General features: G+C 74.3%; 22 protein-coding genes. 14 read left to right on the top strand and 8 right to left on the bottom strand.

Going from position 1 to position 19,844, the window contains the following annotated elements; genetic code table 11:
• The first annotated feature begins 66 nt into the window (after window positions 1-66).
• The 3 genes from ACQEVB_RS25745 to ACQEVB_RS25735 all read left to right on the top strand — a co-directional run bounded on the left by ACQEVB_RS25745 (window position 67) and on the right by ACQEVB_RS25735 (window position 3,559).
• Entirely contained in the window at window positions 67-2,514 is a 2,448-nt protein-coding gene (locus ACQEVB_RS25745; RefSeq protein ID WP_432976079.1) for an ATP-binding protein, read from the top strand.
• 83 nt (window positions 2,515-2,597) lie between these two features.
• Complete coding sequence (locus ACQEVB_RS25740) at window positions 2,598-2,957, top strand: hypothetical protein (RefSeq protein ID WP_432976076.1); 360 nt, start codon at window positions 2,598-2,600, stop codon at window positions 2,955-2,957.
• 32 nt (window positions 2,958-2,989) lie between these two features.
• A complete protein-coding gene (locus ACQEVB_RS25735; RefSeq protein ID WP_432976073.1) occupies window positions 2,990-3,559 on the top strand; it encodes a hypothetical protein in 570 nt (189 codons plus the stop codon).
• On the opposite strand, the gene ACQEVB_RS25730 is transcribed toward ACQEVB_RS25735, so the two are convergent.
• Window positions 3,523-4,659: a DUF371 domain-containing protein gene (locus ACQEVB_RS25730; RefSeq protein WP_432976070.1), complete on the bottom strand. Its 1,137-nt coding sequence runs from the start codon at window positions 4,657-4,659 to the stop codon at window positions 3,523-3,525. The two genes, ACQEVB_RS25735 and ACQEVB_RS25730, sit on opposite strands and share 37 nt — an antisense overlap.
• A 21-nt stretch (window positions 4,660-4,680) precedes the next feature.
• Here ACQEVB_RS25730 and ACQEVB_RS25725 point away from each other — a divergent pair, with 21 nt between their 5' ends.
• The 3 genes from ACQEVB_RS25725 (at window position 4,681) to ACQEVB_RS25715 (ending at window position 7,333) form a co-directional block, all read left to right on the top strand.
• Entirely contained in the window at window positions 4,681-5,325 is a 645-nt protein-coding gene (locus tag ACQEVB_RS25725; protein WP_432976067.1) for a class I SAM-dependent methyltransferase, read from the top strand.
• 182 nt (window positions 5,326-5,507) lie between these two features.
• The gene (locus tag ACQEVB_RS25720; protein ID WP_432976064.1) at window positions 5,508-6,341 is read left to right on the top strand and encodes an SAM-dependent methyltransferase; all 834 of its coding nucleotides are present in this window, start codon (window positions 5,508-5,510) and stop codon (window positions 6,339-6,341) included.
• A 161-nt stretch (window positions 6,342-6,502) separates the two neighbouring features.
• Window positions 6,503-7,333, top strand: a complete 831-nt coding sequence (locus ACQEVB_RS25715; RefSeq protein ID WP_432976061.1) for an SAM-dependent methyltransferase — start codon at window positions 6,503-6,505, stop codon at window positions 7,331-7,333.
• A gap of 6 nt (window positions 7,334-7,339) precedes the next feature.
• Here ACQEVB_RS25715 and ACQEVB_RS25710 read toward each other — a convergent pair whose 3' ends face one another.
• Together ACQEVB_RS25710 and ACQEVB_RS25705 are read right to left on the bottom strand one after the other, a co-directional pair.
• Entirely contained in the window at window positions 7,340-8,218 is an 879-nt protein-coding gene (locus tag ACQEVB_RS25710; protein ID WP_432976059.1) for a helix-turn-helix domain-containing protein, read from the bottom strand.
• Window positions 8,219-8,324: 106 nt separating this feature from the next.
• The gene (locus ACQEVB_RS25705; RefSeq protein ID WP_432976056.1) at window positions 8,325-8,585 is read right to left on the bottom strand and encodes a DUF397 domain-containing protein; all 261 of its coding nucleotides are present in this window, start codon (window positions 8,583-8,585) and stop codon (window positions 8,325-8,327) included.
• 207 nt (window positions 8,586-8,792) lie between these two features.
• On the opposite strand from ACQEVB_RS25705, the gene ACQEVB_RS25700 reads away from it, so the two are divergent.
• Window positions 8,793-9,086, top strand: a complete 294-nt coding sequence (locus tag ACQEVB_RS25700) for a hypothetical protein (RefSeq protein WP_432976053.1) — start codon at window positions 8,793-8,795, stop codon at window positions 9,084-9,086.
• A 123-nt stretch (window positions 9,087-9,209) separates the two neighbouring features.
• Here the strand turns inward: ACQEVB_RS25700 and ACQEVB_RS25695 are convergent, their stop codons facing one another.
• Window positions 9,210-9,863 (bottom strand): lysoplasmalogenase family protein, encoded by a 654-nt coding sequence (locus tag ACQEVB_RS25695; RefSeq protein WP_432976050.1) that lies wholly within the window; start codon window positions 9,861-9,863, stop codon window positions 9,210-9,212.
• Between the two features lie 51 nt (window positions 9,864-9,914).
• On the opposite strand from ACQEVB_RS25695, the gene ACQEVB_RS25690 reads away from it, so the two are divergent.
• A complete protein-coding gene (locus ACQEVB_RS25690) occupies window positions 9,915-10,109 on the top strand; it encodes a hypothetical protein (protein ID WP_432976047.1) in 195 nt (64 codons plus the stop codon).
• Between the two features lie 7 nt (window positions 10,110-10,116).
• Here ACQEVB_RS25690 and ACQEVB_RS25685 read toward each other — a convergent pair whose 3' ends face one another.
• A complete protein-coding gene (locus ACQEVB_RS25685; protein ID WP_432976044.1) occupies window positions 10,117-10,335 on the bottom strand; it encodes a hypothetical protein in 219 nt (72 codons plus the stop codon).
• A gap of 63 nt (window positions 10,336-10,398) precedes the next feature.
• Entirely contained in the window at window positions 10,399-11,313 is a 915-nt protein-coding gene (locus ACQEVB_RS25680; RefSeq protein WP_432976041.1) for an alpha/beta fold hydrolase, read from the bottom strand.
• A 68-nt stretch (window positions 11,314-11,381) separates the two neighbouring features.
• Between ACQEVB_RS25680 and ACQEVB_RS25675 the strand changes: the two genes are divergently transcribed.
• Both ACQEVB_RS25675 and ACQEVB_RS25670 read left to right on the top strand, forming a co-directional pair.
• Window positions 11,382-13,910, top strand: coding sequence for a DEAD/DEAH box helicase (locus tag ACQEVB_RS25675; RefSeq protein ID WP_432976038.1), 2,529 nt, complete (start codon window positions 11,382-11,384; stop codon window positions 13,908-13,910).
• Between the two features lie 116 nt (window positions 13,911-14,026).
• Window positions 14,027-15,931 carry a putative bifunctional diguanylate cyclase/phosphodiesterase gene (locus ACQEVB_RS25670; RefSeq protein ID WP_432976035.1) on the top strand — a complete coding sequence of 635 codons (1,905 nt, stop codon included), beginning with the start codon at window positions 14,027-14,029 and terminating at the stop codon, window positions 15,929-15,931.
• 5 nt (window positions 15,932-15,936) lie between these two features.
• Here the strand turns inward: ACQEVB_RS25670 and ACQEVB_RS25665 are convergent, their stop codons facing one another.
• Window positions 15,937-16,566, bottom strand: coding sequence for a DUF742 domain-containing protein (locus ACQEVB_RS25665; protein ID WP_432976032.1), 630 nt, complete (start codon window positions 16,564-16,566; stop codon window positions 15,937-15,939).
• A gap of 117 nt (window positions 16,567-16,683) precedes the next feature.
• Between ACQEVB_RS25665 and ACQEVB_RS25660 the strand changes: the two genes are divergently transcribed.
• The 4 genes from ACQEVB_RS25660 (at window position 16,684) to ACQEVB_RS25645 (ending at window position 18,820) form a co-directional block, all read left to right on the top strand.
• Window positions 16,684-17,157 carry an NUDIX domain-containing protein gene (locus ACQEVB_RS25660; protein ID WP_432976029.1) on the top strand — a complete coding sequence of 158 codons (474 nt, stop codon included), beginning with the start codon at window positions 16,684-16,686 and terminating at the stop codon, window positions 17,155-17,157.
• A gap of 7 nt (window positions 17,158-17,164) precedes the next feature.
• On the top strand, window positions 17,165-17,773 hold the full coding sequence (locus tag ACQEVB_RS25655) for a sulfite oxidase-like oxidoreductase (protein WP_432976026.1): 609 nt from the start codon (window positions 17,165-17,167) through the stop codon (window positions 17,771-17,773).
• Window positions 17,773-18,498, top strand: a complete 726-nt coding sequence (locus tag ACQEVB_RS25650; protein WP_432976023.1) for an FAD-binding oxidoreductase — start codon at window positions 17,773-17,775, stop codon at window positions 18,496-18,498. The genes ACQEVB_RS25655 and ACQEVB_RS25650 overlap by 1 nt, the downstream gene beginning before the upstream one ends.
• Before the next feature lie 142 nt (window positions 18,499-18,640).
• A complete protein-coding gene (locus tag ACQEVB_RS25645) occupies window positions 18,641-18,820 on the top strand; it encodes a hypothetical protein (RefSeq protein WP_432976020.1) in 180 nt (59 codons plus the stop codon).
• 69 nt (window positions 18,821-18,889) lie between these two features.
• On the opposite strand, the gene ACQEVB_RS25640 is transcribed toward ACQEVB_RS25645, so the two are convergent.
• Window positions 18,890-19,735 (bottom strand): DUF1932 domain-containing protein, encoded by an 846-nt coding sequence (locus ACQEVB_RS25640; protein WP_432976017.1) that lies wholly within the window; start codon window positions 19,733-19,735, stop codon window positions 18,890-18,892.
• Between the last annotated feature and the right edge of the window lie 109 nt (window positions 19,736-19,844).

Genomic DNA, 19,844 nt, shown 5'->3' with positions numbered 1-19,844 from the left:
ACCCACCGTCCGCCTGACACTTGACAGGATCTGCGACAGGTCCACGATGCGCAGCGAGGGAGAACGATGAGCACCTTCTCCGGCCAGCTGCGACGGCTGCGGCTCGCGGCCGGCCTGACGCAGGAGGCGCTGGCCGAGCAGGCGGGGGTGAGTGCGCGCGCGGTCAGCGATCTCGAACGCGACCCGAACCGGCTGCCCCGGCTCGACACCGTGCGGCTGCTGGCGGACGCCCTGGATCTCGACGAGGCCGACCGGAGCGCGCTCCTGGGCGCCGCCCGACCGGCCGGGCCGTCCGGAGTGCCGTCGGGGCAGCTGCTCCCCCCGCTCATCGGCCGGGTCGGCGTGTCCGCCGCGCTCGTCGAGCTGCTGGTGCGGGGCGAGACGCGGCTGCTCACGCTCACCGGGCCGGGCGGCGTCGGGAAGACCCGCCTCGCCCTGGACGTGCTGGAGCGGCTCCGCGAGGGCTACCCCGACGGCACGGTGGTCGTCGACCTCGCGCCGCTGGGTGCCGCCGGGCAGGTCACGGCGGCGGTCGCCAGGGCGGCCGGGCTCGACGACCGCAGCTCGGTGCCGGTACTGGACCGGCTCGTCGCAGCGTTCCGGGATCGGCGCGCGTTGCTGCTGCTCGACAACTTCGAGCACGTCGTCCACGCGGGATCCGACGTGCTGGCCCTGCTGTCCGCCTGTCCCGGCCTGGACGCGCTCGTGACCAGCCGGGTCCCGTTGCGGGTGCGCGCCGAGCGCGAGTACCGGATCGCGCCGCTCGAGACGGACCGGCCGGATGCGCCGGGAGCACAGCTCTTCGTCGAACGCGCGACCGCCGCGGGGCTGTCGCTGGAACCGGACGAGACGGTCGCGCGGATCTGCCGCCGCCTGGAGGGTCTGCCGCTGGCGATCGAGCTCGCTGCTGCCCGGCTGCGGACGCTACCGCCTGCCGTGCTGCTCGCGCGGCTCGACCAGCGCCTTCCGGTGCTCGTCGGCGGGCCGCGGGACCTGCCGGCCCGACAGCGCACCATGCGCGACGCGATCGACTGGAGCTACCAGCTCCTGTCGCCCCGCGGCCGCGAGCTGTTCCGCGCGCTGTCGGTGTTCGTCGGCGGATGCCCCCTGGCCGCGGTCGCGGAGCTCGACACGCTCGGCGAGCTCGTCGAGGCGAGCGTGGTCACCACCGGAGCCGAGGGGCGCGTCGACATGCTGGAGACCATCCGCGAGTACGGCCTGGAACAGCTGGGCGAGTCCGGCGGGGGCGAGGCGGAGGTCACGGCGTTCGTGACGTTCTGCGCCGGGCTCGGGCCTGCCGACGCCGAGCGCGAGCAGGACAACCTGCGGGCCGCCCTGCAGCACGCGGTGACCCGTCGCGAGACGACGGACGCCGTGCGGATCTTCGGCTGCCTGGCCGAGTTCTGGGTCGAGCACGGGCTCGCGCACGAAGGCGTCCGCGCGGCCGAGGCCGTGCTCGCCCTCCCCGGCGGGGGACCGCCGGGACCGCGGATCGCCGCACTGGCAGCGGCGGCCCGGATGGCGATGGAGATCTTCGCGGTCACCGAGGCCACCCGCTGGTGCGCCGACCTGGTCGACCTCGCCGAGCGCGCCGGCACCGACGGCGACCGGGTGAACGCGCTGACCCTCCGCGGTGTGCTCGCCCGGTCGGAGGACCGCTACGCCGACGCCGTCGCCGACCACGAGGCCGCACTCGCCCTCGCCGAGCGAGCCGGCGATCGAGCCGCACGCGCCGCCGCGCTCGTCGCACTCGCCTACGACCTGCTCCTGATGGGCCGCACCACGCAGGCCGCCGAGCTCGCCGAACGCGGGCTGGCCGAGAGCCGCGCGGTGCGCCGGAGCCGCGAGACCGGCGCGGCGCTGCAGCTGCTCGCCTGGCACGCCATGCACACGGGCTCCGCGGAGCGCGCCCACCTGCTGGCGACCGAGTGCATCGAGCTCGGCCGGGAGACGCACGACGCCGGACTCGTCGTCGAGGGGTTGCGGCTCGTCGGCACCAACGCCACGCTCGCCGGCGACCTCGAGCTCGCCGGTTCGGCGCTGTCGGAGTGCGAGCGGCTGACCCGCGGCCGAGGCGACGACCACACCGCCGACCAGTTGCTCGCCCACCTGGGGCACGTGGAGATGCTGTCCGGGCGGACCGCGGAGGCGCGCCGGCTGAGCGAGATCGCGCTCGCCTCCGCGCGCCGGTACCGCGACGCGTGGGCTACCGCGATGTCCACGACCCAGCTGGGACACGTCGAGCTGGCCGACGGGCGGATCGACCGCGCGCGGGAGCTGTTCACGCAGAGCCGCGACCTGTTCGACGAGATCGGCAACCCGATGTACCTGTCGTGGTGCCTCGAGGGCCTCGCCGGCGTCGCGCTGGCCGAGGGTGCGCTCGAGCGCGCGACGCAGCTCTGCGCAGCGCGCGACGAGCTCCTCGCCCGGCTCGAGGTCCGCCTGCCACCCATGAACCCGCGCGTTCAGCACGACGTCGAGGTGGCGATCGGACGGCCATCGCGGGAACGGTGAGCGGTCGGTGGGTCGACGTCGTGGTCGTCGGTGGCGGGGTGCAGCAGCATCGTGAACACTGCTGGACCACTCAGGAGGACACCATGACCCGCACCCCGCCCGTCACCGCCGGCTACGTGCTCTGCGCGCTGCTCGCCCTCGCCGATCTCGTCGGTCTGGCCGCGATCGGCTCCCCCGACGCCCCACCCGCGGTGGTCGTCGTCCTGGGCGCGATCTTCGGGGTGGCCACGCTCGTCGCGCTGGCGCCGGCCTGGCGGGGCGTCCGGTCCGGCGCGATCGCCGTCGTGGTGTCGCGGGTGCTCTCCGCCCTGCTCGCCATCCCGGCGTTCTTCGTCGACGCTCCGACGTGGGCGCGGCTGATCGCGGGGGCGTCGATCGCGCTGACCGTGCTCGCCGTCGGCCTGCTCACGCCCGCCCTGCGCACGCGCGTCCCGACCCGATGACGGGCCGGCTGGGTGCCATCACGGTCGGCGGTGTGGCCGGTCTGACCTGGGCGGCCGGGCTGCGCGGGCTGATGGTCGAGGCGGCCGGCTTCGAGTCGGCCGTGCACTGGTACGGCACGTTCGGCCAGATCCTGCTGCCCGGCCTCGTGACGGGCGCGCTGTTCGGCTGGGGGTGGTGGGCCCGGCGCCGCTGGACCACGCTCGCGCCGCTGGCGTTCCCGCTGGCCGTGGTCGCCTCCCCGGACACGGTCACGACGATCCTGAACGGCGACGTGCCGTTCGCCGACGGCATCGGCGGCGGCGCGCTGGCGCTGCCCCTGTTCGGCATCGCGGGCGGCTACGCGATCGCCGGACGCGGCGCCCGCGCCGGACGGATCGTCTGCGGCCTGCTCGCGCTCGCGTCGGGGCCCGCCTGGGCCGTCGCCGCCGCGTCCATCTCGCCGGTTCTCGCCGTCGACACGCCCCGCGGTGCGTGGGTGGCGGTGCTGTTCGCCGGGTCGGTCGCGACGTTGGCGATCGGCTGCGCGGTCCCGCTGTTCCGCGCCGCGGCGGAGCGGTCGGTGGATCAGGGGGACGAGGTCAGCCCGAGCACGGCGTCGTAGGCGCGGCGGCGCGACCAGCCCGGCACCCTGGCCAGCGCGTGGGCGGCCGAGCGGGCCGACACGCCGTCGGCGAGCAGCGCCCGCAGCAGCGCCGTCAGCTCCTCCCCCAGCTCCGCGTCGCCGGGTGCCCCGTCGAGGGCGACGGCGAGCTCGCCGCTGGTCCGCTCGGCGCGCAGCGCGTCGATCGGGCCCCAGCGGACGAGCCCGCCGGACGCCGGATCGAGGACGGCGGCCGTCGCCGTCCCGCGGCGCTGCCCGGCCCGTTCCAGCAGGGTGGCGAGCTCCCCCGCCGCGACGGTGACGGCGAGCGTCGTCTCGGATGGTGCCGAGCGCAGCACCGCGTCGATCCGCGCCCGCGGGACCGGGCCGGTGAGCTGGACGGCCCCGCGCACCGGCGAGGCCGCGGCCGCCGCCGACTCCGCCGGCAGGCCCGCCACCTCGACGGCGACCTGCTCGGGCACCTGCAGCGCGGCCGCCACCGATGCGCCGGGCAGGCCGGCGGTGGCGAGCACGACGACCCGGGCCAGCTCGCCACCGAGCAGTCCCGCTGCCGCATCGGTGCCGGAGAGCCGGCGTCCGGCGACGAGCGCCGCGGCGTCGGCGTCGTCGGCGACGACGGCGTCGGCGGCGGCGAGCTCGGCCGCCAGCCGCGGTGTTGGCGCCGCGCCCGGCGCCGTCCACACCAGCGCGAGCGCGGCGCGTCCGTCGGGGCGGCGGGGCAGCCGCGTGCAGCTGACCACGATCCGCGTGGCGGGGTCCGTGATGCGGGCCAGCAGCTCGCGGGGCAGGTCCGCGGCGCCGGCCGACGCCTCGGTGGCGAACGTGTCGGGCCGGCGCTGGGTGCTGCGGCGCACCACCGCGGTCCCGCCCGCCCACTCCGGGTTGGCGATCGCGTCGACCGTCGCGACGGCGTCGCCGGCCTCGATCCGGATCCGGATCGGGCCCGCGACCGCGCCGCCGACGACCCGGCCGGCGACGCCGACCACGCAGGTGGCGCGCTCGGTGACGGTGCGGTCCGGGGTGAACTCGAGCGTCTTGGTGTGGGTGGCGCGCAGCGCGGGATGCCCGATCAGCTCCAGCCGCGGCAAGCCGTCCTCCACGGGTCGGGAACACTACCGCCCGTGCACCGGGTGATCGGAAAGCGCGTGGTCGAGCTGTCGCCCGCGGAGTTCGCGGCGCTGCGCGAGCGGCACGCGGGCGTGCTCCTCGACGTCGGCACCGGCGACGGCAAGCACGTCCTGCACGTGGCGCGGCAGCGGCCCGACATGCTGGTCGTCGGTCTCGACGCGAACGCCGACGCGCTGCGCAGGACCTCCGCCCGGGCTGCCGTCCGGGCCGACCGCGGCGGACTGCCGAACGTGGTGTTCGTGCGGGCGGCGGCCGAGCGACCACCGGCCGGCCTGTCCGGGGTCGACGAGGTGCACGTCCTGATGCCCTGGGGCAGCCTGCTGCGCGGCACCCTCGGCGACGGGCCGGTGCTGGAGTCCCTCGCCGCGGTGTGCGCGCCCGGGGCGCCGTTCCTCGTGACGCTCAACCTGCACGCCTGGCGCCCGCCCGTGCCGGAGGTCGGCGAGCTCCCCGAGCCGGACCCCGCGTCCGCCCTCACCGGGCTCCGCGCCCGCTACGCTGACGCCGGGTGGCAGCTCACGGGGGCGGAGTACCTCGACGACGCCGGGATCGCGGCGCTGGCCACGTCGTGGACGAAGCGGCTGGGCTCGTCCCGTGATCAACTCGATGTCCTGGCGTTGCACGGAACCGTCGGCTGAGCGCACCTCCCGTCGCGGCACGCGCATCTGCACGCGACGCTGCACAGCCGCGCCGACCTGCGCAGATCGCGCGCGAAGGGTGCTCAGGAGCGGCGACGGCCCGCCGCGTGCATATGCACGTGCCACCGCTACGATTCCGCCGAACGCGCACGACGCCCGGCCCGGGCGATCAGGGAGGGTCTGTGACCGAGGACGAGTCCGCCGCGCTGGGCCTCGACGGCGAGAACCTGTCGTCCGAGATCGATCCCACCCGGCCCTCCATCGCCCGCGTCTACGACTTCGTCCTCGGCGGCAAACAGCACTTCGCCATCGACCGCGAGGTCAGCAAGGCGATGTTCACCGTGCTCCCGCAGGCGCGGCAGCTCGCGGAGAGCGGGCGGATCACGCTGCTGCGGATGGTGCGCTGGCTGGTGCGCGAGGCCGGCATCACCCGGATCGTCGACCTCGGGTCCGGCCTGCCGACCGAGGGCAACGTGCACGAGATCGCGCACGCCATCGACCCGGACGTGCGCGTCGTCTACGTCGACAACGACCCGATGGTGCTGGCGCACAGCCGCGCACTCCTCGACCACAGCGACAACGTCGCCGTCATCGAGTCCGACATCCGCGACGTCGAGGCGACGTTCGCGCACCCGGAGCTGCGGGCGCTGATCGACCTCGACGAGCCCTTCGCGATCGTCGCGGCCAACGTGCTGCACCACCTCGAGGACGCCGACGCGTACCGCACCGCCGCCGCTCTGCGGGCCCGGCTCTCCCCCGGCTCGTACTTCGCGAGCTGCAACTTCCTCGACGACGACGAGCAGCGCGCCCGCGACATGGAACGCGCGATGATCGAGGGCGGGCTCGGCACCGGGCGCTTCCGCACCTGGTCGGAGCTGCAGCAGTTCTTCGAGGGCCTGGAGATGGTCGAGCCCGGCCTGACCTACGCCCACGACTGGCGGCCCGACGAGGACACCCCGCAGGACAGCGCGGTGCACACCCTGCACTCCGCGGGCATCGGCCGCCGGCCGAGCTGAACGACCACGGAGCGGTCGCCGCGAGCCGCCGCCCCCGATCACCCCGCCGCCACTAGGCTCGCCCTGGCAGGGGGGTGCACGGCGCGATCGTCGCCGTGGTGGCCTCCTCGTGATGTCCAGAAAACTCACGACGTCCGGCGCCGGGCGATGGAGGAGGGTCCGTGACCGACGACCAGACCGCTGCGGAGGGCATCGACGGCACGGTCGTTGCGCCCGAGATCGATCCGAACCGGCCGTCGATCGCGCGCGTCTACGACTACGTCATCGGCGGCAAGCAGCACTTCGCGATCGACCGCGAGGTCAGCAAGGCCCTCTTCAAAGCGGTGCCGGAGGTCGGGCAGCTGGGGCGCAGCGGGCGCACCACGCTGCTGCGCTCGGTGCGCTGGCTCGTCGGCGAGGCAGGGATCGACCAGATCGTCGACCTCGGTTCCGGGCTGCCCACCGCCGGCAACGTCCACGAGATCGCGCTCGAGATCAACCCGGCGACGCGCGTCGTCTACGTCGACAACGACGCGATCGTGCTGGCGCACGCCAGAGCGCTGCTCGCCGACCACGACAACGTCACCGTCATCCAGGCCGACATCAACGACGTCGACGGCATCTTCGCCGATCCCGAGCTGCTGCGGCTGATCGACCTCGACCGCCCGTTCGCGGTGATCGCGTCGAGCATTCTGCACCACCTCGACGACGGGCCCGCACAAGCGACGGCAGCCGCGTTGCGGGCGCAGCTCTCCCCCGGCTCGTACCTGATGAGCGCCAACTTCCTCGACGACGACGAGCCGCGGGCGAAGGAGCTGGAGCGCGCGTTCCTCCAGGGCGGTCTGGGCACCGGCCGCTTCCGCACGTGGGCAGAGCTCGCCGAGTTCTTCGACGGCCTGGAGATGGTGGAACCCGGGCTGGTCTACGCCAACGACTGGCGGCCCGACGCGAAGACACCGGCCAACAGCCCCGTCCAGACGCTGTACGCCACGGGTATCGGACGCAAGCCCTGAGGTCCCTCAGAGCTCGGCCAGGAGCTCCCGCACCCTGGCCCGGCTCTGCACGGGCGTCATGGCGGCGACGCCGAGCCGTTCCATCGCCCAGAGGTAGTCCTCGACGTCGGCGCGGCGGTCGAGGTAGGTGGCGCTGTTGTACTGCTCGAGGTAGACGATGTCGGGCAGCTCGGTCTGCGCGAACCGCAGGATGGTGAACGGGCCGCCCATCGCCGCGTGCCCACCGGCGAGGAACGGCAGCACCTGCATGGTGACGTTCGCCTGGGCCGTCAGCTCGAGGATGTACTCGAGCTGACCGCGCATCACGGCCTTGGAGCCGACCGGCCGGCTCAGCGCGCTCTCGTCCACGATCGCCCACAGGCGCGGCCCGCCGGGCTGGGTGAGCACCTTCTGCCGGGTCAGCCGCATCTGGGCGCGCCGGTCCACCTCGTGCGCCGGCACGTTCGGGAAGAACAGGCGCAGCACGGACCGGGCGTAGGTCTCGCTCTGCAGGAGGCCCGGCAGGAGCTGGGCCTCGAACGTGCGGACGGACTGCGCCTCCTGTTCGAGACGCAGGTACATCTCGAACCAGCCCTGCACGAGGTCGCTGTCGCGACTCCACCAGCCGCGCTCGTTGGAGCGGTTGGCCATCGCCAGGAAGGCCCGCCGCTCGCGCTCGTCGGAGACGCCGTAGAGGTCGAGGAGGTCCTCGATGTCACGGGTCTTGAACCCGACCCGACCCAGCTCCAGCCGGCTGATCTTCGCGTGGGACGCGCGGATGTGCGATCCGGCGCGCTGCGGGCTGATGCCCGCCTCCTCGCGGAGGCGGCGCAGCTGGGTGCCGAGCAGGATGCGGTTGACCGTCGGGCCGCTGTCCAGGGGATCGGGTTCCGGGCGGACTGGCACGACGGAGCTGCTCCCAGGGGCTACGGCGGACGGGCTGACCGGGGAGTCTAGCGTGCCGCCCGACCCTGGGCACAGTTGTGCCGATCGCGCGGTGTGCGCGGATTGTTCAGCCGACCAGGTCGTCGAACTCACCGTTGCGGGCGCCCTCGACGAAGGCGGCGATCTCCGCGCTCGTGTAGATCAGCGCCGGCCCGTGCGGGTCGAGCGAGTGCCGCATCGCGACGGCGCCGCCCTCGAGAGCCGCGAGCTCGACGCAGTTGCCGGCACCGCTGGCGCGGCTCTTGCGCCACGCGACGGCGCCCAGACTGTCGGCCGCGACGCTGCGACCAGGCTGAATCTCGATCTCCGGCTGGATCTGCTTCGCCATCTCGCTCTCCACCTTCCGTCCGTGGCCGTGATTGCGGCTGCGGGTGCAAATGTAATTGCAGATGATGTTGCACGAGCCGTTGCGAATGCAAGCCGGGACCGGCAGAATCTGGAGGCGTACGGATCGGGGAAGGGTGGGGCGATGAGTCTGAGCGAGCCGGTCGGGGCATGGCCACCGCAGGTTCGTGAGACACCCGCTCCTGTTCCCGTGCCCGTTCCGGAGCCGGCGGCCATCCCCGAGGCCGATTCCGACACCGGTCCGATCGTCACCGTCACGGTCACGTGCGTCCACGACGGGCATTCCCACGCCGTCCCCGACACCGAGCTGACCAGCATGACTGCGGGATCCGGCTACTACCGCGCCGTCTGCGGGCACGTGGTCACGGCCGCGCCGATGGTCGCGCCGGAGGGTGCGCCCTGCCGGCAGTGCGATGAGGCCGCGCAGGAGACGAAGTCGTCCCGGCGGGCGCGTCGGCTCGGGCTTCGCCTCCTCGGCGGCTGATCTCCGCCGCTCCACCACCCCTGGCACGGAACCAGTCGGGGTTACTCCATTCGGCCCTGTCACTCTCCGTCCACGCGCCGCGCCGGTCCGTGCACGTGCAGATGGGCATGCACCCGCACTCGCTCAGTCGGCGGCGATCGCCGCCGCCAGCAGCGCCTGTGCAGCGGTGTAGGTGGCCATCACGCCCGCCTCCACGGCGGCGGTGCGCCCGGCCGGTCGCGGTCCGCCGAACAACGACATCGCCACCAGCCCGTCGGAGACCACGAACAGGCCGCCGCCCACGGCCAGCAGCCGCCCGCGCGCATCGCGCCTGCGCAGGCCCGTGACGACGGCCGCGTACCCCATGGACGTGACGAGCGCGGCGTAGGCCGCCACCGGCCCGCGCAGCACCGGACGGTCGGTGAGCCGGGGAGCGATCGCGGCGGTGGCCGCGACGGCGGTCGCGGCGAACGCGGCGGCGACCGCCCGCTCCCCCGCGACGGGGATGGACGGGCGCAGCGCGCGCACGTCGCGCAGGTAGGCGAGGTGGGCGGCGGCGAACCCGCCGATGCCACCGGCCAGCGCGGCGTCCCCCGTGCCGAGGAGGGCGACGTCACCCGCCCACGCCCCGGCCAGCGCCGCGCGGGGCGCCCGAGGCCCCGCGGCGGTCGCCAGCAACGGCATGAGGGCGGGCTTGGTCAGCCGGCGCACGCGGCGGGCGCCGGCGGCGGCGGCGACCGTGTCGGCCAGTGCGGTGAGCCCGTACACGGCCCACCGGGAACGCCGGGAGATCGTCATCAGCGCAGTCTGCCGCGTTTCACGCCGGTCGGTGCGGGGCATCGCAGGGGTGTGACCCAGGAACCACCGGACGAGGAGCTCGACCGCGTCGTGTCGCGCCGCGTGCACCACCCGACCGCGGCGCAGGAGGACGACCGTCGGTCCTACCGCGCACCGGACGCGGAACCGGTGCGGGTCGACGGACCCGAGGAGGGTGCGGACCCGTCGCCCACGACTGAGGGGGACGAGCCGACGCGGTCGGAGTGACGACAGGTCAAGCGGCGACCGGACGGGCCGCGGAGATCCGGCGCACGCCGGCGAGGAACGGCCGCACCCGCCACGTGACGCGGGTGAACCGGGCCTCGCGGGCGAGGCGCCAGGCTGCGGCCTCGGCGAGCAGGGCGTCGCGGTGCTGGGCGGCGAGGTCTGCGGCGAGGGTGGTGTGCATCGGGATCGCCTCCGTGGGAGCGGTGCGGGTCGGTGTGACCAGCATCGACCGCACCGCAGGTCCGGACATCCGTGCCGACCACGGACCCACCACGGATTCCGGCACGGATCAGGCGCAGTGCTCGTCGAACCATGTCCCCACGATGTCGACGAACCGCTCGGGCACGTGCAGCTGCGGCACGTGCCCGACGCCGGGCAGCTCGACGTACTGCCAGGTCGGGTTGCGCCGGGCCACCGCGCGGGCCGACGCGACGGGCACCAGCCGGTCGAGCGTGCCCTGCATCAGGAGGACCGGTACCCGGATCCCGGCCATGGCCGCCCAGTAGCGCCGCGGCCGGGCGTTGACGAGCACGAGCGAGCGCGCCGCCGTCACGAACGCGCGGTCCATGCCGTACGGGTCGCGGCGGGCGTCCACGAGCGCGGCGGAGCGGTCGAGCAGCTCGGCGGGCACCTGGTGCGGTTCCACGCCGCACAGCCGCAGCGACGCCACCGTCATGCCGCGGCTGCCCAGCCGCCGACGCCGCGCCGCCAACGCGCGCGCCCCGAAACCGGGCATCGCGCCGGCCACGAACGCAGCGGTCACGACCGGATCGACGCCGTAGATGCCGGCAGGGGGAACCGAGGGATCGACGAGCACGAGGCCGCGGACGAGGTCCGGCGCGGCAGCGGTGGCGAGGATCGACACCATCCCGCCCATCGAGTTGCCCACGAGCACCACCGGCTCGCCGACGACCTCCCGCACGAACCTGACCAGCAGGCCCGCGTTCGCGTCCACGGTCGTGGACCGGCCCTCCGGCTCGGTACCGCCGAAGCCGGGCAGGTCCACCGTCCACGCGGTGCTGTGCTCGGCCAACCCGGACGCCACCAAGCTCCAGTTGAGGTGCGAGCCGCCCAGCCCGTGCACGAGCACCATCGGCGGCGACCCGGCCGGGCCGGGGTGCACCTGGTGGTGGACGGGGCCGCCCAGGTCGACGAACCGGGCGCGCGGGTCGTCGGCGAGCGGCGAACGGGTCGGGTGCTGCATGCGGCGTTCCTCCCGGGACGGGGCCCCGTGCACCGCGGCCATCGCGACGGGGGACGATCGAGGACATCATGACCCTCACCTCCCGCCTCCCCCGCGACCCCGACGATCAGGACGCCTTCGTCGAGGCGTTCACCGACTGGGCGTTCGAGGAGCGGGGGATCTCGCTCTACCCGGCGCAGGAGGAGGCGCTGCTGGAGCTGGTGACCGGCAGCAACGTGATCCTCTCGACGCCGACCGGGTCCGGGAAGTCCCTGGTCGCCGTCGGAGCGCACGCGGCAGCCCTGCAGCAGGGCCGGCGCACGTTCTACACCGCACCCATCAAGGCCTTGGTGTCGGAGAAGTTCTTCCAGCTCATCGACACCTTCGGCGCCGAGGCCGTCGGCATGCTGACCGGCGACGCCGCCGTCAACGAGCAGGCGCCGATCATCTGCTGCACCGCCGAGATCCTCGCCAACATCGCGTTGCGCTCCGGGCCGGACGCCGACGTCGGGTCCGTGGTGATGGACGAGTTCCACTTCTACGCCGACCCGGACCGCGGCTGGGCGTGGCAGGTGCCGCTGATCGAGCTGCCGCAGGCGCAGTTCCTGCTGATGAGCGCCACGCTGGGCGACGTCACGTTCTTCCGCGACGACCTGACCCGGCGCACCAAGCGCGACACCGCCGTGATCGCCGGCGTGGAGCGGCCGGTGCCGCTGCACTACCGCTACGTCACGACGCCGCTGCACGAGACCATCGGCGAGCTCCTGTCGACGAAGGAGGCGCCGGTCTACGTCGTCCACTTCACGCAGGCGTCCGCGGTGGAGCGGGCGCAGGCGCTGATGAGCGTGAACGTGGCGTCGAAGGACGACAAGCAGGCCATCGCCGAGCTGATCGGCAACTTCCGGTTCACCGCAGGGTTCGGCAAGACCCTCTCGCGGCTGGTGCGGCACGGCATCGGCGTGCACCACGCGGGCATGCTGCCCCGCTACCGGCGCCTCGTGGAGACGCTGGCCCAGGCCGGGCTGCTCAAGGTCATCTGCGGCACCGACACCCTCGGCGTCGGCATCAACGTGCCGATCCGCACGGTGCTGTTCACCGCGCTGTCCAAGTACGACGGCAACCGCACCCGTCCGTTGAAGGCCAGGGAGTTCCACCAGATCGCTGGGCGGGCCGGCCGGGCCGGCTACGACACCGTCGGCACGGTGGTGGCGCAGGCGCCCGAGCACGAAGTGGAGAACGCGCGGCGGCTCGCCAAGGCCGGGGACGACCCCAAGAAGCGCAAGCGGGTGGTGCGCACCCAGCCGCCGGAGGGGTTCGTCGGCTGGTCCGAGGTGAGCTACGAGAAGCTGCAGAACGCCCAACCCGAGGCGCTGACCAGCCACTTCCAGGTCACCTTCGCCATGCTCCTCAACGTGGTGTCCCGGCCGGGGGACGCGTTCGCCGCCATGCGGCACCTGCTGGAGGACAACCACGAGCCCCGCCCCCGGCAGCGCCGGCACATCCTGCGCGCCATCGCGATCTACCGGGCGCTGCGGACCGCCGGCATCGTCGAGGAGCTGCCCGAGCCCGACGCCGAGGGGCGGCGGGTCCGCCTCGTCGGCGACCTGCAGCTCGACTTCGCGCTCAACCAGCCGCTCTCGCCGTTCGCGCTGGCGACGCTGGAGCTGCTCGACCGCGAGTCGCCCACCTACGCCATGGACGTGCTGTCGGTCCTGGAGGCGACGCTCGACGACCCGCGTCCCGTCCTGTACGCGCAGCAGAGCAAGGCCAAGGGCGAGGCGGTCGCGGCGATGAAGGCCGACGGCATCGAGTACGAGGAGCGGATGGCGCGGCTGGAGGAGGTCACCTGGCCGAAGCCGCTCGACGAGCTGCTGCACGCGGCCCTGGAGACCTACCGCCGCGGCTCCCCGTGGGTGGAGGACGCCCGCCTCGCGCCCAAGTCCGTTGCCCGCGACATGTACGAGCGGGCCATGACGTTCGTCGAGTACGTCAGCTTCTACCAGCTGGCCCGCTCGGAGGGGCTGGTGCTGCGCTACCTCGCCGACGCCTACCGGGCCCTGCGCCAGACCGTCCCGGACGAGGCGAAGACCGAGGAGCTGGCCGACGTCGAGGAGTGGCTGGGCGAGCTGGTGCGCCAGGTCGACTCCAGCCTGCTCGACGAGTGGGAGGCGCTCGCCGCCGGCGCCGGCACGGGCGACGAGCCCCGGCCCCCTGCTTTGGACGAGGGTCCGGCCGGGGTCACGCGCAACGCCCGCGCGTTCCGCGTGCTGGTGCGCAACGCGCTGTTCCGCCGCATCGAGCTGGCCGCGCTGCAGCGCTACGACCTCCTCGGCGAGCTCGACGGCGAGTCCGGATGGACCGCCGACGCGTGGCGGGAGGCGCTCGCACCGTTCTTCGCCGAGCACGGGTACGACGGCATCGGCACCGGTCCGGACGCCCGCGGGCCCGCACTGCTCACGATCGAGGAGGAGCCGGAGCGCTGGGTCGTCCGGCAGGCCATCGACGACCCGGCCGGCGACCGCGACTGGGGGATCACCGCGGAGATCGACCTCGCGGCCTCCGACGAGGAGGGCACGGCCGTCGTCTGGATCACCGACGTCGCTCCCCTGGGCGGGTGAGAGCGCGATCACCGTCGGCTCCGTCGAGTGGCGGAACGGCCGACGCACGGTAATCTCGGGCGCGGAACCGGTGCCCACCGTCGGGGCACCCCAAGCACGATCTGGGGGTTGCTCTGGTGACGGATCGATCGCCGGTCGGTTCGGACGCTGCAGGGCTGGCCAGGCGGTGGGCCGACGCGCTGGCCGCGCACCTGCCCGCCCCCGTCGCCCACTTGCTCCCGATCGTCGCCGGCTCGGTGGAGCGGGTCGCGGCGGCACTCCACCTCGACGGGATCGACCTGGCCGCGGCCGTCCGCTCCCCAGAGCGGTTCGGGGAGCTGCTCGGTGCGCTGTACGCCGGCATCGCACACGGTCTGGTCGGTGATCGGGCGCTCCCGGCCGACAGCTCCGAGGCCTCCCGCGTCGGGCTCTGGATCTGCACGCCGGACGGCACGGTCGTCGAGGCCAACCAGACCCTCGCCGACCTGCTGCGCCGGCCCGTCCAGGAGCTGCTCGGACACCCATTGCCGGCGCAGGTGCTGGAACCCGACGCGGTCGAGCAGCTCGCCCACGGCACCGTCGACCGCCTGCGGATGCGCCGCTCCTGGACCGACACCGACGGCACCTGGGTCCACGCCGACGTGCTGGCGCTGCGCACCACCGTGGCCGGGGACGGCCCGTCCGGCTCCCGGATCGTGGGGCTCGTGGAGCGGGTCCGTGTGCGGCCGGCCGAGGTCCTGCCCGACCACGACGTGCTGACCGGGCTCCTGGACCGGGCGGGCCTGTTCGACGCGCTGGCCGCCGACCCGGACAGCCTCATCGGGCTCTGCTACCTCGACCTCGACGGGTTCAAGGCCGTAAACGACACCGTCGGCAACAGCGGCGGCGACACCGTGCTGCGCGCGGTGGCGCGGCGGCTCGACGACGAGCTCGGCCGCGACGGGCACGTCGTCGCCCGCACCGGGGGCGACGAGTTCGCCGTCCTCGTCCACGGCGCGTCCGGGGACCCGCACCGCGACCTGGAGGAGCTGCAGCGGGTGTCGCACCAGGTGCTCGCGATCGTGCGACGCCCGGTGCGGATCGGCGGCCGGCGCGTCGCGGTCACGGCCAGCGCCGGGGTGGTGCGGCGGGACCGCGGCCGGCGACACGGCGCCGAGCTGATGCGCGCGGCCGGCACGACGTTGAGCCGGGCGAAGAAGGCCGGCCGGGACCGGATCGCGCTGTTCGACCCGGACCTGCACCACCACGACGTGTCCCGGTTCGCGATGACCGCGCGGATGCCGCAGGCGCTGGCCGACGGCGAGTTCTTCCTCGAGTACCAGCCCCTGGTCCGGCTCGCCGACGGTGTGCTCGTCGGCGTGGAGGCGCTGGCCCGGTGGACGCTGCCCGGCGGGGAGCGGATCGCGCCCGACCGGTTCGTCCCCCTCGCCGAGGAGACCGGCATGATCGTGCCGCTGGGCCGGTGGGTGCTGGCCGAGGCGTGCCGGCAGGCGGCGGCCTGGCTGCGCGACGGCGGGCCGCCGCTGGTCATGAGCGTGAACCTCGCGGCCCGGCAGGTGGAGGACCCGGGCATCGTCGACGCCGTCACCCGTGCGCTGGAGCTGAACGACCTGCCCGCGCAGCTGCTGCAGCTGGAGCTCACCGAGAGCGAGGTCATGGCGCCGACGACCGGGGCGCGCGCCACCCTGGAGGCACTCGCCGGGCTCGGTGTCCGGCTGGCGATCGACGACTTCGGCACCGGCTACTCCAACCTCGCCTACCTGCGGTCGCTGCCGGTGCACGCGCTGAAGCTCGCCGGACCCTTCGTCACCGGGGCCGGCACGCCGGAGGGCACCGTCGACGTCGAGATCACGTCGACGCTGGTGGGTCTCGCGCACGCGCTGGGGCTGACCGTGACGGCCGAGTCGATCGAGACCGCCGAGCAGGCGGCGAAGCTGCGCGAGCTGGGCTGTGACCTCGGGCAGGGCTGGTTCTACTCCCCCGCCGTCGGGCCCGACGCCGTGCCGGAGCTCGCCGGGCGCGCACTCGGCGACCCGGCCTGACCTGGTCAGAGCCGGTGCAGCCCGGCCAGCACGCGCCGCATCAGGTCGAGGTCGGTGGCCACCGCCGCGTGCACGGTGATCGCGCCGCAGTCGGCGAGGTCGGCGACGAGCACCCGCGCGACCCCCAGCGGCACACCGAGCAGCGCGGCCACCTCGGCGATCGAGCGCGGGCGCGCGCACATGTCCACGACCTGCCGCTGCTCGACGGTCGCCGGCGGCCCGCCGGGCAGACCGCTGGACACCAGCGTCTCGATCGGCAGCTCGCGGGAAGCTCGGGTGCGGCCGCCGGTGAGCACGTACGGGCGGACCCGCAGGCGGTCCCCGACGCCCAGCACGTCCTCCTCGGACAGCTCGGACAGCTCGGACAGCTCGGGCAGCTCCGGCGGCTCGATCACCAGCGCCGGCATCGGGACCACGGGCGTCGTCGGTTCCTGCGCCTCGGGTTCCGGTTCGGGCAGGGCGCGGCCGAACCGGGCGCCCGTCCGTCCCACGGCCGGGTTCACGGGCGGCGCGGCGGGGCCGTCGACGGCCAGGTCGACGGGAGCCGAGCCTCCGGGACGACGCTTGCGGCGCCGCTCGCCCCCGAACCGGGCACCTGTCAGTCCGACGACGGGACCGTCGTCCGGCTCGCTCATGTCCTGCCCCTCCGTGGCTCACGATCACGATTCCCATGTCGTGTGTCCGGGCGGTTACGGAGACGTTCCCGTGGGGCTACGTGTGGCGAGTTGATCACCGACGGTAGCCTCATTCGGGTGACGACGATCAGCGCCGGCCTGCTGCTCCACCGCCCGCTTTCCGAGCCGCCCGGCGTCGAGCTGCTGCTGGGGCACATGGGCGGACCGTTCTTCGCCCGCAAGGACGACGGCGCGTGGTCGATCCCGAAGGGCCTCGTCGAGGCCGACGAGGACCCGCTGGCCGGGGCGCTGCGCGAGTTCACCGAGGAGCTGGGCAGCCCGCCGCCGGCCGGCCCGGCCGTCCCGCTGGGCTCCGTGCGCGGGCGGGGCAAGACGATCACCGTCTTCGCCGTGGCCGGCGACTTCGACGCGGCCACGATCACCAGCAACACGTTCACGCTGGAGTGGCCGCCGCGCTCCGGCCGGATCCAGACGTTCCCCGAGATCGACCGGGCCGCCTGGTTCGACGCCGACACCGCGCGGCGCAAGCTGTCCGCCGCTCAGGTGCCGTTCGTCGACCGGCTGCTGACGCACCTCGCCGACATTGCATGATGGCGCCATGGCCGTCACACGCGGGTTCCTGGGTAAGCGCCGCGACCCCGACCACCGGTTGCCCCCCGGACAGTACGACGCCCGCGACGAATGGCCGGTACTGCACGCGGAGGCCACCCCGCACCTGCGCACGGACCGGTGGACGTTCACCGTCGAGGGCCTCGTCGAGAACGAGCGCACGTGGACGTGGGACGAGATCCACGCGCTGCCCCGCGCCCGCTATGCCGGCGCGATCCACTGCGTCACCACGTGGTCGAAGTTCGACATGACGTTCGACGGGGTGTCGGTCGACACCCTGCTCGAGGCCGCCGGCCCGCTGCCGTCCGCGACCCACGTCGTCGCCCACTCGCACACCGGCTACACGACCAACCTGCCGCTGGCCGACGTCACCGACGGCAAGGCGTGGGTGGTCTGGGACGTCGACGGGCACCCGCTCACCACCGAGCACGGCGGGCCCGCGCGGCTGCTCGTCCCGCACCTGTACTTCTGGAAGAGCGCCAAGTGGGTCTCCGGGCTGCGCCTGCTCGACCACGACGAGCCCGGCTTCTGGGAGCGCAACGGCTACCACGACCGCGGCGACCCGTGGCGGGAGCAGCGCTTCCAGGGCGACGACTGATGGTGCGCCCGGACGAGGTGGTGCACCGGCGCACCCTGCGGTGGCAGCAGGCCACGGTGCTCTCCGTGCGCGACGAGACGCCCACCGCGCGCACCTTCCGGCTGCGGCTGCCGGCCCCGCACCGGCACCTCCCCGGCCAGCACTACGTGGTGCGGCTGACCGCCCCGGACGGCTACAGCGCGTCCCGCTCGTACTCGGTGGCGTCCGCGCCGGACGACAGCGGCGAGATCGAGCTGACCGTCGAGAAGCTCGTCGACGGCGAGGTGTCGGAGTTCCTGCACGACGTCGTGGTGCCCGGCGACGAGCTGGAGGTGCGCGGGCCGATCGGCCTGTTCTTCGCGTGGCGGGGTGACCGGCCCGCCCTGCTCGTCGGCGGCGGCTCCGGCGTGGTGCCGCTGATGGCGATGCTGCGCGCGGCCCGCGCCGCAGGCACGCCGGACCTCGTGCGGCTCGTGGTGTCGGTGCGCTCGCCGGCCGACCTGTACTACCGCGACGAGATCGGCGGGCCGCAGACGACCGTCGTGCACACCCGGTCCGCACCGGCCGACGACCCGCGCGGGGCAGGCCGGCTCACCGTCGATGATCTGGCGCCGCTCGTGCGCGGCGGCGAGGACGTGTTCGTGTGCGGCTCCCCCGCGTTCTGCGACGCCGCCACCGACCGGCTGATCGCGGCGGGCGTGCCGACGGGGACGATCCGCGTGGAGCGCTTCGGCCCGTCGGGCTGACCTGCGCATTCCCCGGTTCGGGTGACGGTCATGACCGACTTCCGGTGACGGTTCGTGGCCTCGGCAGTGGCCGAGCGACACCTTCGGGTGGGATGTCGGCGGGCCCCGCGACTGCGCGCGGTCAGAGCGTCAAGCTGGGTGCATGCACCGCAGGACAGCGTTCGCCGCGGCCGTCGCCGCGCTGGTCGTCGCCGTCGTGCTGGGCGCAGCCCCGGCGGCCTCGGCCGCATCGACCGACCACCCGAGCAACCGCGGCTGGGACTCGGGCAACCGGGGCTGGGGCTCGCACGAGGACAACGGCAGCAGCTCACCGAACGACTGACCCACGACTACCGGCACCGCCGGTACCGCCGCCGCCGCACACACCCCTCCGTGCGGCGGCGGCCCCATGTCAGGGCTCGGGGGGAACGCCCCACAGGTCGCGGCGCTCGTCCGGGTCGGCGTCGGCGATCCGCCGGTAGACCTCCGCGGCCGCCGCGGAGAACCCGCCCGGCAGTCCGGCGGCGGCGAACGTGGCCGCGGCCTCGTCCATCTCACCCGCCCAGCGCCACGCCACCTCCGCGGCGCGCCGGGCCACCTCCGCCATCGGCCGGGCGGGGGCGGCGCCGTCGCGGTCGAGCTCGGCCTCCAGCGCGTCGGCGACTCCGTAGCTGCGGGCGGCGGCGTGCAGCGCGAGCCACGCCGCCGGGATCGCCTTGCTCTGCAGGGCGAAGCAGGCCTTCAGGGCACTCGCCGCGCCGAGCCGGTCACCGAGCACGCGCGCGTCGAACGGGCTGCCGGCGAACAGGTCGGCCACCTGCTGCGCCCGCTGCCCCGCCAGCCACAGCACCGTCGTCCCCGGTTTCCAGGCCGGCGGTCCGATCAGCGAGCCGTCCACGACGTTCTCGGGACCCAGCAGGTCGGCGACAGCGGTGACGGTGTCCGGCGAGACCGCGTTCGCCTCGACGTAGAGCGGGCCCTCCCGGTTGGGAACGGCCGCGGCGACCTGCTCGGCGACGTCCAGCGCAGCGTGCGGCGGGCAGACCGACACGATCACGTCGGAGCGGCGGGCGAGCTCGGCGACGTCCGGCACCGCGATCAGGTCGGCCAGCTCCGCCCGCTTCGCCGTGGCGTGGCTGCGACCGGCGTCGGCCCAGATCACGACGCCGGCCCGGGCCTTCAGCGCGGACCCGACGGAGGCGCCCATGAGCCCCGGGTGCAGCACCCCGACGACGGGCCGGACAGGTATCTCGCGCACCCCGGCATCCAAGCAGCCTCCCGGGCCGGCGGACCGCCGACCCGCACGTCACACATCGCTGGGCCCCTTCACACACGTCCGAACGTGTGTGAAGGGGCCCGACGGTGTG

The organism is Pseudonocardia sp. CA-107938 (assembly GCF_050936315.1).
Lineage (GTDB): Bacteria > Actinomycetota > Actinomycetes > Mycobacteriales > Pseudonocardiaceae > Pseudonocardia.
This window is presented reverse-complemented; position numbering and strand designations above follow the sequence as displayed.

Bases quoted from the DNA above. Each gene is read 5' to 3' on its own strand.
- ACQEVB_RS25745 (WP_432976079.1), top strand. From the start codon at position 67: ATGAGCACCTTCTCCGGCCAGCTGCGACGGCTGCGGCTCGCGGCCGGC.
- ACQEVB_RS25740 (WP_432976076.1), top strand. From the start codon at position 2,598: ATGACCCGCACCCCGCCCGTCACCGCCGGCTACGTGCTCTGCGCGCTG.
- ACQEVB_RS25705 (WP_432976056.1), bottom strand. From the start codon at position 8,585: ATGGCGAAGCAGATCCAGCCGGAGATCGAGATTCAGCCTGGTCGCAGC.
- ACQEVB_RS25695 (WP_432976050.1), bottom strand. From the start codon at position 9,863: ATGACGATCTCCCGGCGTTCCCGGTGGGCCGTGTACGGGCTCACCGCA.
- ACQEVB_RS25685 (WP_432976044.1), bottom strand. From the start codon at position 10,335: ATGCTGGTCACACCGACCCGCACCGCTCCCACGGAGGCGATCCCGATG.
- ACQEVB_RS25680 (WP_432976041.1), bottom strand. From the start codon at position 11,313: ATGCAGCACCCGACCCGTTCGCCGCTCGCCGACGACCCGCGCGCCCGG.
- ACQEVB_RS25675 (WP_432976038.1), top strand. From the start codon at position 11,382: ATGACCCTCACCTCCCGCCTCCCCCGCGACCCCGACGATCAGGACGCC.
- ACQEVB_RS25665 (WP_432976032.1), bottom strand. From the start codon at position 16,566: ATGAGCGAGCCGGACGACGGTCCCGTCGTCGGACTGACAGGTGCCCGG.
- ACQEVB_RS25655 (WP_432976026.1), top strand. From the start codon at position 17,165: ATGGCCGTCACACGCGGGTTCCTGGGTAAGCGCCGCGACCCCGACCAC.
- ACQEVB_RS25650 (WP_432976023.1), top strand. From the start codon at position 17,773: ATGGTGCGCCCGGACGAGGTGGTGCACCGGCGCACCCTGCGGTGGCAG.
- ACQEVB_RS25645 (WP_432976020.1), top strand. From the start codon at position 18,641: ATGCACCGCAGGACAGCGTTCGCCGCGGCCGTCGCCGCGCTGGTCGTC.